The 12,813-nt window shown below is 65.1% G+C and carries 14 protein-coding genes; 9 read left to right on the top strand and 5 right to left on the bottom strand.

Going from position 1 to position 12,813, the window contains the following annotated elements; genetic code table 11:
- Positions 1 to 48: 48 nt before the first annotated feature.
- On the top strand, positions 49 to 1,203 hold the full coding sequence (locus ABWL39_RS18800) for a nickel/cobalt efflux transporter (RefSeq protein ID WP_367795013.1): 1,155 nt from the start codon (positions 49 to 51) through the stop codon (positions 1,201 to 1,203).
- 7 nt (positions 1,204 to 1,210) lie between these two features.
- On the opposite strand, the gene alkB is transcribed toward ABWL39_RS18800, so the two are convergent.
- Entirely contained in the window at positions 1,211 to 1,855 is a 645-nt protein-coding gene (alkB, locus tag ABWL39_RS18795) for a DNA oxidative demethylase AlkB (RefSeq protein ID WP_367795183.1), read from the bottom strand.
- A 246-nt stretch (positions 1,856 to 2,101) separates the two neighbouring features.
- Between alkB and ABWL39_RS18790 the strand changes: the two genes are divergently transcribed.
- Together ABWL39_RS18790 and fabI are read left to right on the top strand one after the other, a co-directional pair.
- Complete coding sequence (locus tag ABWL39_RS18790; protein WP_367795010.1) at positions 2,102 to 3,751, top strand: acyl-CoA synthetase; 1,650 nt, start codon at positions 2,102 to 2,104, stop codon at positions 3,749 to 3,751.
- 141 nt (positions 3,752 to 3,892) lie between these two features.
- Positions 3,893 to 4,678: an enoyl-ACP reductase FabI gene (fabI, locus tag ABWL39_RS18785; RefSeq protein ID WP_367795008.1), complete on the top strand. Its 786-nt coding sequence runs from the start codon at positions 3,893 to 3,895 to the stop codon at positions 4,676 to 4,678.
- A gap of 51 nt (positions 4,679 to 4,729) precedes the next feature.
- Here the strand turns inward: fabI and ABWL39_RS18780 are convergent, their stop codons facing one another.
- Positions 4,730 to 5,632, bottom strand: coding sequence for a LysR substrate-binding domain-containing protein (locus ABWL39_RS18780; RefSeq protein ID WP_367795006.1), 903 nt, complete (start codon positions 5,630 to 5,632; stop codon positions 4,730 to 4,732).
- 139 nt (positions 5,633 to 5,771) lie between these two features.
- Between ABWL39_RS18780 and ABWL39_RS18775 the strand changes: the two genes are divergently transcribed.
- Positions 5,772 to 6,386, top strand: coding sequence for an FMN-dependent NADH-azoreductase (locus ABWL39_RS18775; RefSeq protein WP_367795004.1), 615 nt, complete (start codon positions 5,772 to 5,774; stop codon positions 6,384 to 6,386).
- Positions 6,387 to 6,548: 162 nt separating this feature from the next.
- Here the strand turns inward: ABWL39_RS18775 and rpmG are convergent, their stop codons facing one another.
- The 3 genes from rpmG to radC form a co-directional block, all read right to left on the bottom strand.
- Entirely contained in the window at positions 6,549 to 6,704 is a 156-nt protein-coding gene (gene rpmG, locus ABWL39_RS18770; RefSeq protein ID WP_367795002.1) for a 50S ribosomal protein L33, read from the bottom strand.
- A gap of 33 nt (positions 6,705 to 6,737) precedes the next feature.
- Complete coding sequence (gene rpmB / locus ABWL39_RS18765) at positions 6,738 to 6,971, bottom strand: 50S ribosomal protein L28 (protein WP_367795000.1); 234 nt, start codon at positions 6,969 to 6,971, stop codon at positions 6,738 to 6,740.
- Between the two features lie 100 nt (positions 6,972 to 7,071).
- Positions 7,072 to 7,746, bottom strand: coding sequence for a DNA repair protein RadC (radC, locus tag ABWL39_RS18760; protein ID WP_367794998.1), 675 nt, complete (start codon positions 7,744 to 7,746; stop codon positions 7,072 to 7,074).
- Positions 7,747 to 7,829: 83 nt separating this feature from the next.
- Between radC and coaBC the strand changes: the two genes are divergently transcribed.
- The 5 genes from coaBC to ABWL39_RS18735 all read left to right on the top strand — a co-directional run bounded on the left by coaBC (position 7,830) and on the right by ABWL39_RS18735 (position 12,620).
- Positions 7,830 to 9,017 carry a bifunctional phosphopantothenoylcysteine decarboxylase/phosphopantothenate--cysteine ligase CoaBC gene (coaBC, locus tag ABWL39_RS18755; RefSeq protein ID WP_367794995.1) on the top strand — a complete coding sequence of 396 codons (1,188 nt, stop codon included), beginning with the start codon at positions 7,830 to 7,832 and terminating at the stop codon, positions 9,015 to 9,017.
- A gap of 73 nt (positions 9,018 to 9,090) precedes the next feature.
- Positions 9,091 to 9,540: a dUTP diphosphatase gene (gene dut / locus ABWL39_RS18750; protein ID WP_367794993.1), complete on the top strand. Its 450-nt coding sequence runs from the start codon at positions 9,091 to 9,093 to the stop codon at positions 9,538 to 9,540.
- 14 nt (positions 9,541 to 9,554) lie between these two features.
- Positions 9,555 to 11,018 carry a 4-hydroxy-3-polyprenylbenzoate decarboxylase gene (gene ubiD, locus ABWL39_RS18745; protein WP_367794991.1) on the top strand — a complete coding sequence of 488 codons (1,464 nt, stop codon included), beginning with the start codon at positions 9,555 to 9,557 and terminating at the stop codon, positions 11,016 to 11,018.
- A gap of 104 nt (positions 11,019 to 11,122) precedes the next feature.
- A complete protein-coding gene (locus tag ABWL39_RS18740) occupies positions 11,123 to 11,725 on the top strand; it encodes a 2-hydroxychromene-2-carboxylate isomerase (protein ID WP_367794988.1) in 603 nt (200 codons plus the stop codon).
- Between the two features lie 103 nt (positions 11,726 to 11,828).
- The gene (locus ABWL39_RS18735) at positions 11,829 to 12,620 is read left to right on the top strand and encodes a MipA/OmpV family protein (RefSeq protein WP_367794985.1); all 792 of its coding nucleotides are present in this window, start codon (positions 11,829 to 11,831) and stop codon (positions 12,618 to 12,620) included.
- Positions 12,621 to 12,813: the final 193 nt, after the last annotated feature.

Genomic DNA, 12,813 nt, shown 5'->3' with positions numbered 1-12,813 from the left:
AGGGGAGTATGATGCGGACTCCAGATTTCCCCAAACAGTGCCATCCACATGACTGATTTCGCAACACTATTGCAACAAGGGGCAGGCAACGCCTGGCTGTTCATCCCCAGCGCCATCCTGCTCGGCGCGCTGCACGGGCTCGAGCCGGGGCACTCCAAGACCATGATGGCCGCCTTCATCGTCGCCATCCGCGGCACGCTGACGCAGGCCGTACTGCTCGGCCTGGCGGCCACCTTGTCGCATACCGCCGTGGTCTGGGCCGTGGCGTTGGCCGGCCTGTATTTCGGCCAGCACTGGCAGGCCGAAGCGACCGAGCCCTACTTCCAGCTCGCCTCTGCCGTGATGATCGTCGGCGTCGCCGCGTGGATGCTGTGGCGCACCTGGCACAACGCCGGCACCTGCATCGGCCATGATCATGGGCACGGTCACGACCATGACCATAAGCACGATCACGAGCACAGCCACGGGCACGATCACGGCGAGGGCAAGCACATCGATACCGGCCATGGCGCGGTTCGTCTCGACATATTCGAAGACGGTGTGCCGCCACGCTTCCGCCTCACCCGCGATGGCCGGCATGGCCATGACTGGGCGGCCGATCAGGTGAAGCTCGAGACCGAGCGGGCCGATGGCAGCCGCCAGTCCTTCAGCTTTGTGGCGCGCGAGGGCTATCTCGAATCGGCGCAGGAAATCCCCGAACCGCATGAATTCGTCGCCCGCCTGAGCCTGGGCCACGGCCATCACAGCCACGATTACGACGTCGAGTTCACCGAACACCAGCATGCGATCGCCGACTACGCGGGGCTCGATCTCGCCGCACCGGGCTATCAGGATCCGCACGAACTCGCCCACGCCAACGATATCCGCCACCGCTTCGCCAACCGCCAGGTGACGACGGGGCAGATCATCATGTTCGGCCTGACTGGCGGGCTGATCCCCTGCCCGGCCTCGATCACCGTGCTGCTGCTGTGCCTGCAACTGAAGCAGATCGCGCTCGGCGCGACGCTGGTGCTGTGTTTCAGCGTTGGCCTGGCATTGACGCTGGTGGCCTCGGGCGCGCTGGCGGCGTTCAGCGTCAAGCACGCGGCGCAGCGCTGGAGCGGGTTCGGCGATTTCGCGCGCAACGCCCCCTATTTCTCGGGCGGGCTCATCCTGCTGGTCGGCCTCTACATCGGCTACCAGAGCCTGCACGCCCTGCTGTAACGCGTCCTTACCTGGCCTTGCGCAGGGTCAGGTTGATGCGCAGCTCGCCGGTGAGCGCATGCCGGCCGGCTTTCAACGGCAGCACGCCGTGATGGAAGAGCCGGGCCGGCCCACCCCACACCACGACATCGCCGTGGCCAAGCGGGATGCGCCGCAGTGGGTCGTTACGCGCCAGCCCGCCGAACTGGAACTGCGCGGGCAGACCGAGCGATACCGAAACGATGGGCACACCGAGGTCGCGCTCATCGCGATCCTGGTGCAGCGACAGCCTGGTGCCGGGCTCATAGCGGTTGATCAGGCAGGCATCCGGCACGAAGCCCGCAAAGCCTGCGCGCCCGGCAGCCTCTTCCGCAAGCGCTCGAAACAGCGCAGGCATCGCCGGCCACGGCCGCCCACTGTCCGGGTCGACGTCATCGTAACGATAACCGCGCCGGTCGCTGATCCAGCAGCAATCGCCACATCCCGTCATGGCCACCGACATGCGCTGCCCACCGGGCGTGACCATGTGCCGGAACGGCGCCTGCGCCACGACGGCGGCCACCGCATCGAGCAGAGCCTGTGCCCGCGCCAGCGCAAAGCCGCGCAGCACCACGGCGCCGGGGCAGATCGGCTCGTCCCAGCCCTGCGGCTGGTCGCCGAACAAGTCCGCCATCATTCCACGCTCCATCATTGACTGGCTCACGGCCTTCTCTCCGATTGGCCCACACGACAGGCCGTCCCACTCTGCGGAATAACCATTTTCAGAGCAGGGAATATCCGTGGATTCGCCTGCCTGCCCCGCCTAGAATACACCCAGGCTGTTCACCGTGCGGGCCACCCCGCACGCAACGAGATTGTCAGTCGCGCAGGCCCCGGCGGCCATTTCGCAGCGCCAGCACCTGCGCCCATATATGAGGAGATGTCCGTGTCACCGAAGCATGCCTACCAGCTTGGTCTCGACCGCAACGACGCCAATTTCGTCGCCCTGTCGCCACTGAGCTTCCTCGAACGCTCGGCCCAGGTCTACCCCAACCGGGTATCGGTCGTGTACGACGAGCGAAGCTACACCTGGCGTCAGACCTACGATCGCTGCCGCCAGCTGGCGTCGGCCCTGCAGGCGGCCGGTGTGGAAGCGGGCGACACGGTTGCCGTAATGCTGCCTAATATTCCGGCGATGTACGAGGCGCACTTCGGCGTGCCGATGACCGGTGCGGTGCTCAACACGCTCAATACCCGGCTCGATGCCGAAGCCATCGCCTTCATGCTGCAGCACGGCGAGGCCAAGGTGCTGCTGACCGACCCGGAATTCTCCGGCGTTATCGAGCGCGCGCTCGCCATGCTCGGCAGCAAGCGCCCACTGGTGATCGACGTGCTCGACCCGGGCTTCGAAGGCGGCAAGCGGCTGGGCACGATCGAATACGAGGAATTCATCGCCAGCGGCGATGCCGATTTCGCCTGGCAGCCGCCGCGCGACGAGTGGGATGCGATCGCGCTCAACTACACCTCGGGCACCACGGGCAACCCCAAGGGCGTGGTCTACCACCACCGCGGTGCCTATCTCAACGCCACCAGCAACATCGTCTCCTGGGGCATGCCGCAGCATGCGGTCTACCTGTGGACGCTGCCGATGTTCCATTGCAACGGCTGGTGCTTCCCCTGGACCATGGCCGCCAACGCCGGCACCAATGTCTGCCTGCGCCGCATCGACGTGGCGCAGATCTTCGACCTGATCCGCCGCCACCGCGTCAGCCATTTCTGCGGCGCGCCGATCGTGCACGGCATGCTGGCCAACGCGCCGGACGCATTGCGCGCAGGCATCGGCCACAAGGTCTGCGGGCTGATCGCCGGCGCCGCACCACCGGCCGCCATCATCGAGGGCATGGAGCGCATCGGCTTCGACATCACCCACGTCTATGGCCTCACCGAAACCTACGGCCCGGCCTCGGTCTGCGCCAAGCATCCCGAGTGGGACGCGCTGCCGATCGAACAGCGCGCCGAGCGCAACGGCCGCCAGGGTGTGCGCTATCACATGCAGGAGGCGATCAGCGTGCTTGATCCAAACACCATGCAGCCGGTGCCGCGGGATGGCGAGACCATGGGCGAGATCTTCTTCCGCGGCAATCTGGTGATGAAGGGCTACCTGAAGAACCCGAGCGCGACCGAAGAAGCCTTCGCCGGCGGCTGGTTCCACACCGGCGATCTGGCGGTGGTGCACCCGGATGGCTACGTGAAGATCAAGGATCGCTCGAAGGACGTGATCATCTCGGGTGGCGAGAACATCTCCTCGCTCGAGGTCGAGGACATCCTGTATCGCCACCCGGTCGTGATGGCCGCGGCCGTGGTCGCCGGGCCGGATCCGAAATGGGGCGAGGTGCCCTGCGCCTTCGTCGAGCTCAAGGACGGCGCCACCACCACCGAAGAAGAGATCATCGAGCACTGCCGTGCCAACCTGGCCCGCTTCAAGGTGCCGAAGAAAGTGGTGTTCGGGCCCATCCCCAAGACCTCGACCGGCAAGATCCAGAAATTCCTGCTGCGCCAGCAGATGAAGTCGAGCAACGCCATCGAATAGCGATACGGCTGCCGCGGCGACATGGGGCGTGCGATCGGGCACGCCCTTTTTGTTGCCGGCCCGTGGCAACAAGCCGCCCCTGCCCTTGGCGCGGCAAATGCGACTATAATTCCCGCCACATCGAACCAGACGAGGACCACCATGGGTTTTCTTGCCAACAAACGCATCCTGATCACGGGGCTGATCTCCAATCGCTCGATCGCCTACGGCATTGCCCAGGCGATGCAGCGCGAAGGCGCCGAGCTGGCATTCACCTATGTAGTGGACAAGCTCAAGGACCGGGTGGTCGAGATGGCGCGCGAATTCGGCAGCGACATCGTACTGCGTTGCGATGTCACCTCGGATGACGAGATCGCCGGCATGTTCGCCGACCTGAAGACCCACTGGCCCGAAGGCCTGGACGGCATCGTCCACTCCATCGGCTTCGCACCGCGCGAAGCGCTGGCTGGCGACTTCCTCGACGCCATCTCGCGCGAAGCGTTCCAGGTTGCCCATGACATCAGCGCCTACAGCTTCCCGGCGCTGGCTAAGGCCGGCCGCGCGCAACTGCGGCCGAACGCCGCGCTGCTGACGCTGACCTACCTCGGCGCCGAGCGCGCCATGCCCAACTACAACGTGATGGGCCTGGCCAAGGCCAGCCTCGAAGCCAGCGTGCGCTACACCGCCTACGCCATGGGCCCGCAGGGTTTCCGCGTCAACGGCATCTCGGCCGGACCGATCAAGACCCTGGCAGCGAGCGGGATCAGCGGTTTCTCCAAGATGCTGCACCACATCGCCGAGAATGCGCCGCTGCGCCGCGGCGTCACCATCGAGGAAGTCGGCAATGTCGCCGCCTTCATGATGAGCGACCTGGCATCGGGCATCACTGGCGAGATTACCTATGTCGATGCCGGCTACAATACCGTCGCCCCGATGGCCGGCGAATGAGCAGCTCAGCCTTCGCCAGACAGCCCACCCGCGCGGTGGGCTTTTTCTTGCTCAGCCCGACACCCGCCCCAGGTGCAGTGACAGGAAATCCATGAAAGCCTTGACCGCCGGCGACAGCCCACGCCGGCTCGGGTACACGCCGTGCACGATGCCCTCCGGCAGACGCCAGTGCGGGATCACCGGCAACAGCTCGCCGTGCTCGATTTCATCGATGCAGTAGGTTTCCGGCATCGTGGTCAGCCCCATGCCGGCGAGCGCCGCGTGCTTGAGCACATAGAAGTCGTCGCAATGGAAGACCGGCTCGATCACTACCTCGCGCTGCTCGCCATCGGGGCCGGTAAGGCGCCAGTGCGTGCCACGGTCGCCGAGGCCAAAGTTCATCGTCGGCAGACCGGCCAGATCCTCGGGCGAGTTGATCGGCGGATAGCGCTCCAGCAGCGCGGGGCTCGCCACCAGCAGCGTATTGCCGGTGCGAAAACGCCGCGTCACCAGATTCGGGTCCTGCTGGCCCGCTTCGCGCACGCGTAGCGCCACGTCCACCCCTTCTTCCAGCAGATCGACGCGGCGGTTGGTCACCATCAGTTCCAGCTGGATGGCCGGGTGCTGTCGCAGAAAGGCCGGCAGCACCGGTGCCAGTTCCGGGTAGGCGATGCCGACCGGGCAACTGACGCGCAGCCGACCGCTCGGCTCATCGCGCAGGCTGGCAACCGTGGCCTCGGCCGCGTCCGCCTCGAGCAGCATGGCCTGGCAGCGCTCGTAATAGCGCTGCCCCACGTCGGTCAGCGCCAGCTTGCGCGTGGTGCGCTGCAATAGCCGCGCGCCAAGCCGCTCCTCGAGCTGCGCCACGCGGCGCGACAGGCGCGATTTGGGGATGTCGAGCGCTCGGCTGGCGGCAGCAAAGCTGCCGCGCTCGACCACCTTGGCGAAGAAATAGAGATCATTCAGGTCATGCATCGATTAGCACCACAAATAGAACAATCTATTCCATTTTAGCTGGCTACCGCTGATTTAGCTTCATCCATATGATTAGTTCCAAGCGATGACGCCACAGATTGACGACATCGGCCAACTCAATCAATTTGGAGAGTCCATCATGAAAGTTCTGCACCTCGATTCCAGCATCCTCGGCAACCACTCCGTTTCGCGTGAGCTGACCCAGGCCGTGGTTGATGCCTACCGCAATGGCGGCGAACAGGTTGACGTGATCTACCGCGACCTTGGCACCGAGCCGCTGCCGCACATCTCGCCCGACCTGCTGGCACCACGCGGCACGCCGGTCGAACAGATGAGCGACGCGCAACGCCGCGACAACGAGATCAGCGACCTGCTGATCGATGAACTGAAGACGGCCGACGTCGTCGTCATCGGCGCCCCGCTGTACAACTTCACCGTGCCATCCGGCCTGAAGGCGTGGATCGACCGCATCGCGGTGGCCGGCAAGACCTTCAGCTACGGCGCCAACGGCCCCATCGGCCTGGTGCCGAACAAGAAGGCGGTGATCGTGGCCACGGCTGGCGGCATCCACAGCCAGTCGCCGGTGACCCATATGCACGATGGCTACGTCAAAACGGTGCTCAACTTCGTCGGCGTGCAGGACGTGGAAGTGGTCCGTGCCGAAGGCCTGAACATGGGGCCGGAACTGCGTGAAAAGGCGCTGGAAGCCGCACGCGCCCAGATCGCGGAACTGACCGAGCCACAAACAGCCTGATCCGTCGGGCAAAGCAAAAAAAGGCGAGATGATCTCTCGCCTTTTTTACGTCCATTGTGGCTATCATGACCGGCATCACCGATGGTGGTGCCACAAAAAAACAAACCCCGCTATCAGGAGCGGGGTTTGTTTCGAAATTCGGTACTGCGGGAAACGGCTGAATTACTTCAGCTTCACTTCCTTGTAAGCCACGTGCTTGCGGGCTACGGGGTCGAACTTCATGATTTCCATCTTTTCCGGCATGGTACGCTTGTTCTTGGTCGTGGTGTAGAAGTGACCAGTACCTGCGGAGGATTCCAGCTTGATTTTTTCACGCATGATGCTTCAGCCTTTCAGTAATGATGCTCGGGCTTAGATTTCGCCGCGGGCACGCAGGTCGGCCAGAACAGACTCGATGCCGTTCTTGTCGATCAGGCGCAGAGCCGCGTTGCTGACACGCAGACGAACCCAGCGGTTTTCGCTTTCAACCCAGAAACGACGCGATTGCAGGTTGGGCAAGAAGCGGCGCTTGGTCTTGTTGTTGGCGTGGGAAACGTTGTTCCCGACCATCGGGCCCTTCCCTGTTACTTGGCATACACGTGCCATGATGTTGACTCCCGACTCGGAAAAAACACGATTTATACCACAGATCAAGCGCCCCACTCAATACTGATTTCAAACAAAAAATCGTCCGTCTGCCCGCCCGTCATAGCAGCCCACGCTCGGCGAACGATAACGACTGGTTGCCGGCAACCACGAAATGATCGAGCACTTTCACGTCGATCAGCGCCAGTGCCTGCTTCAATGCCTGTGTCAACAGTTCGTCGGCGCGGCTCGGTTCGGCCACGCCAGAGGGGTGGTTGTGCGCGAAGATCACCGCGGCGGCATTGTTGGCGAGCGCACGCTTGACCACCTCGCGCGGATAGACCGAGGTCTGCGTCAGGGTGCCGCGTGCCAGCTCCTCGCTGGCGATCACGCGGTGCTGGGCATTGAGGAAGATCGCCCAGAACACCTCGACCGGCAGGCCGCCAAGCTGCAGCCGCAGATAATCGCGCACCGCCTGCGGCGACTCCAGCGCATGGGCCTCGCGCATGGCCTCGCCGAGCGCGCGCTTGGCCATCTCGAGCACGGCCTGCAACTGCACGTACTTGGCTTGCCCCATGCCCGGCATCTCGCAGAATGCCGCTTCCGACGCCTGGAACAGCTGCGTCAGGCTGCCGAAACGCGCCAGCAGTTCGCGCGCGAGGTCGACCGCGCTCTTGCCGACGATGCCGGTGCGCAGAAAGATCGCCAGCAGCTCGGCGTCGGACAGGCTGGCAGGGCCTTTCTGGATCAGCTTCTCGCGTGGCCGCTCGTCGGCGGGCCAGTCGGTGATGGGCATGGCGTTCCTCCTCCTCGACCATTGTAGGCAGGAATTCGCGCCTGTTTTAAACTCCCGCCAACTGCAACGAACCAGGGTTGGTCATGGCCACATCCAGCAAACGCATCCTTCTTGGCATCACCGGCGGCGTGGCCGCCTATAAATCGGCCGAACTGACGCGCCTGTTCGTCAAGGCTGGCCACAGCGTGCAGGTAGCGATGACCGAGGCCGCCAGCCATTTCGTCGGCCCGGTCACCTTCCAGGCGCTGTCGGGCAAGCCGGTGTTCACCGACCAGTGGGACCCGCGCATCAATAACGGCATGCCGCACATCGACCTGTCGCGCGAGGCCGACGCCATCCTGATCGCCCCGGCCAGCACCGATTTCATCGCCAAGCTCGCGCACGGCCAGTGCGACGACCTGCTGTCGACCCTGTGCGCGGCGCGCGACTGTCCGCTGCTGGTGGCCCCGGCGATGAACCGGCAGATGTGGGAGAACCCGGCCAATCAACGCAATATCGCGTTGCTCAAGCAGGATGGCATCGCCGTTCTCGGCCCCGGCAGCGGCGATCAGGCCTGCGGCGAGGTCGGCGACGGGCGCATGCTGGAACCCGCAGAGCTGTTCGAGCTGACCGAAGCCTTCTTCGCGCCCAAGCTGCTCAAGGGCAAGCGCGTGCTGATCACGGCCGGCCCGACTTTCGAGCCGATCGACGCGGTGCGCGGCATCACCAATTCGAGCTCGGGCAAGATGGGCTACGCAATTGCCCGCGCGGCCGTCCATGCCGGCGCCGAGGTGACGCTGGTCAGCGGCCCGACGGCGCTGCCGACACCGCTGGGCGCGCGGCGCATCGACGTGCAGGGAGCGCGCGACATGCTCGACGCGGTAATGGCCGGCGTAGCCGACACCGATGTATTCATCGCCGTCGCCGCCGTAGCCGACTACACGGTGAAGAACCGCAGCGAGCACAAGATCAAGAAGACCGACAGCGCCCCCGTGATCGAGCTCGAACTCAACCCCGACATCCTCGCCACCGTCGCGGCGCTGCCGCAGGGGCCGTTCTGCGTCGGTTTCGCGGCAGAGAGCCAGAACGTGCTGCAATACGCGGAGGAAAAGCGCCGCCGCAAGCACATCCCGCTGCTCGCCGCCAACCTGGCGCAAGCCGCCTTCGGCTCGGACGACAACGAACTGACGCTGATCGACGACCAGGGCCAGCACCCGCTGGGCCGCGCGCCCAAGGCGGAGCTCGCTCAGGGGCTGATCCGGCATATCGCCGGGATGCTTGCCGCGCGCTAGCACGCGCCACCTTACAGAACCGCTCCGGCTGATGGCCCCGCGCCATCAGCCTTCATTTTTCAGGACACACCGCATGACCACCATCGACATCAAGATTCTCGACCCACGCATCCAGGAAGCCCTGCCCGCCTATGGCACGCCGGGCGCCGCCGGTCTCGACCTGCGCGCCTGCCTCGACGAGGCGCTGGTATTGCAACCGGGCGAGACCAAGCTGATCCCCACCGGCATCGCGATTCACCTGGCAGACGCGGGCCTCGCCGCGATGATCCTGCCGCGCTCGGGCCTCGGCCACAAACATGGCATCGTGCTCGGCAATCTGGTCGGGCTGATCGACTCGGACTACCAGGGCCAGATCTTCGTCTCGTGCTGGAACCGCGGCCTGGAGGCCTTCACCATCAACCCGATGGAGCGCATCGCGCAGATGGTGGTGGTGCCGGTGGTGCAGGTCGGCTTCAACATCGTCGATGATTTCGATGCCAGCCATCGCGGCGAAGGCGGCTTCGGCAGCACCGGCAAGCATTGATCGCGGATGGCGCCATGAAATACGACGACCTGCGCGACTTTCTCGCGCAACTGGAAAAACAGGGCGAGCTCAAGCGCATCAAGGCCGAGGTCTCGACGCATCTCGAGATGACCGAGATCTGCGACCGCGTGCTGCGCGCCGAGGGCCCGGCCCTGCTGTTCGAAAACGTGAAGGGCCACCGCATGCCGGTGCTGGCCAACCTGTTCGGCACGCCGAAGCGCGTGGCGATGGGCATGGGCGCCGAGTCGATCGACGCGCTGCGCGAGATCGGCAAGCTGCTGTCCTACCTGAAGGAGCCGGAGCCGCCCAAGGGCTTGCGCGACGCGTGGGAGAAGTGGCCGGTGTTGAAGCAGGTGCTCAACATGTCGCCCAAGGAGGTGCGCAGCGCACCGTGCCAGCAGGCGGTGTGGGAAGGCGCGGATGTCGATCTGGCGCGCATCCCGATCCAGCATTGCTGGCCCAGCGACGTGGCGCCGCTGATCACCTGGGGCCTGGTGGTGACGCGCGGCCCGCACAAGACGCGGCAGAATCTCGGCATCTATCGCCAGCAGGTGCTGGGGCCGAACAAGGTGATCATGCGCTGGCTCGCGCATCGTGGCGGCGCGCTCGATTTCCGCGAGCATTGTGAAAAGAATCCCGGCCAGCCCTTCCCGGTGGCGGTGGTATTGGGTTGCGACCCGGCGACGATACTGGGCGCGGTGACGCCGGTGCCGGACACGCTCTCCGAATACCAGTTCGCCGGCCTGTTGCGCGGCGCCAAGACCGAGCTGATCAAGTGCCTGGGCTCGGACCTGCAGGTGCCGGCGAGCGCCGAGATCGTGCTCGAAGGTGTGATCCACCCCGATGAGACGGCGCTCGAAGGCCCTTACGGCGACCACACCGGCTACTACAACGAGCAGGACCGCTTCCCGGTGTTCACGATCGAGCGCATCACCATGCGCCGCGACCCGATCTACCACAGCACCTATACCGGCAAGCCACCGGACGAGCCCGCCGTGCTCGGCGTTGCGCTGAACGAGGTGTTCGTGCCCATCCTGCAGAAGCAGTTCACCGAGATCGTCGACTTCTACCTGCCACCCGAGGGCTGCAGCTACCGCATGGCCATCGTCAGCATCAAGAAACAGTACCCGGGCCACGCCAAGCGCGTGATGTTCGGCATCTGGAGCTTCCTGCGCCAGTTCATGTACACCAAGTTCATCGTGGTGGTGGACGAGGATGTGAACATCCGCGACTGGAAAGAGGTGATCTGGGCCATCACCACGCGCATGGATCCGGCGCGCGACACCACGCTGGTCGAGAACACGCCGATCGACTACCTCGATTTCGCTAGCCCGGTATCGGGCCTCGGCAGCAAGATGGGGCTCGATGCAACCAACAAGTGGCAGGGCGAGACCACGCGCGAGTGGGGCACGCCCATCGTGATGGACGAGGCGGTGAAACGGCGCGTCGACGAGATGTGGGGACAGCTCGGGCTGTAGGCCCGCCACGCCATGGACATGCACGCGGCGACGCATATTCTTCTTGTGCGTCACCGCATCTGAGCTAAGTTTAGAAAATAAGCAGATGCTCAGGAGGAGCACCCATGTCCCACCCCATTGATTTCTATTTCGATTTCGGCTCGCCCTATTCGTATATCGCGGCGAACCGGCTGGAAAGCTTCGAATCGCGCAACGGCAAGCCCGTCGTCTGGCGCCCCATCCTGGCGGGTGCCATTTTCAAGCTGCTCAACAACCCGCCCGAGCCCGACGTGCGGCAGCGCTACATGGTTCTGGACGCCAAGCGCACGGCAAGTTTCCACAAGATGCCGCTGAACTGGCCGAGCCGCTTCCCGATCAACCCGCTGGCGGCCTGCAGGGCGTTCTACTGGCTTTACGAGGACAACCCGGCGCAGGCCATCCAGCTTGCCATGGCCCTGCTCAAGGCCTACTGGGTGATGGACCACGACATCTCCGACGCCGACTACATCCTCGACCTCGCCGACCGCTACGGCATCGAGCGCGACTACCTGCTGGAAGGCATGAACGATCAAGGCGTCAAGGACAAGCTACGGCAGGCCACCGAAGTCGCCTATCAGCGCGGCGTGTTCGGCGTGCCCTTCGTCTTCGTCGGCGACGAGCCATTCTGGGGGCAGGACCGCATCGACCAGATCGAGCGCTGGGCGCAGATCAGCGGCTGGACCTACTGACCGCCCCTATCGATACCCCCACGGCCCGCAGCAGCACAGCGGGCTTTTTCATGCCCGGCGGCCTTCCGGTATCATCGGCGCTCGCGCCAACCCTGTCCTCCCCATGCCGCCCTCGCCCCGCCCACTGACGCTGCTGACCGCCCTGCTGGCCATCGCCTGCTCACCGCTCGCCATGGCCGACGGGCTGTATGTCGGTGCACGCTACCACCTGGGGCTGGGCCCCTATCGCGTCAGCACGCTGGGCGAGGGCCTGCCGGCCGGCGACCATACCGGCGAACGCCTGCTGCTGCGCGACGATGAACTGGGGCTACGCCTTGTCGGCAACCCGGCATTGAGCCTCGATGCCATCGTCCAGCAGGATCGGCTCGCGTTTCGCGCGCGCGACGCCGACACGCCCGAGCTGCGCGCCCTGCGCGACCGCAGGGAGAGCCTCAACGCCGGGCTGGAGCTGGCCTGGCGGCCAAGCGCAGCCAGCGTACTGCGCATCGCCTACCTGCACGATGCACTGGCCCGCCACCAGGGCGATCAGGTCGAGCTCCATGCCGACTACACCGTCGAGCAGGCGGCTGGCGCGCTGCGCTTCACCCCCTATCTCGACTGGCGCCACTACAACGCGCGCTACAGCCGTTACTATTTCGGCGTCGATGTCGACGAAGCACGGGCCTCGACCCTGCCAGCCTACGCGCCGGACCACAGCCAGCGCCTGGACCTGGGCCTGCGTCTGGCCCACCCCCTGTCGCGCGACTGGACGACCTTCGCCGACCTGTCGCTGCGCCACTATGGCCAGGCCGTGGCGGATAGCCCGCTGACCGGCCATGCACGCTATGGCGAGCTCAGCATCGGCGCGGTCTACAATCTCAGGGCCGTGCTCGGCACCCGTCTCGCCGGCCTCTGAGCACGGCTGCGGGGCGGCGGGCGCCATTCAGCGGATGGATGCGCCAGCACCCCGCAACTGGCCAGCCCCCACTGCATGACCGACACGCACCACCTGCCGGCGTGGCCCACGACACCTTGCCGATAACGGCACCGCGGCCAAGGTGAAAGCATCGGCGGCTCATCGCCGGGAGGGGCAATCGCCCACCGTACAG

The sequence above is a fragment of the Chitinivorax sp. PXF-14 genome (assembly GCF_040812015.1).
In the GTDB taxonomy this organism is placed as follows: domain Bacteria; phylum Pseudomonadota; class Gammaproteobacteria; order Burkholderiales; family SCOH01; genus JBFNXJ01.
The sequence above is the reverse complement of the archived record's forward strand: the minus strand, read 5'-3'. Positions and strand labels throughout refer to the sequence as shown.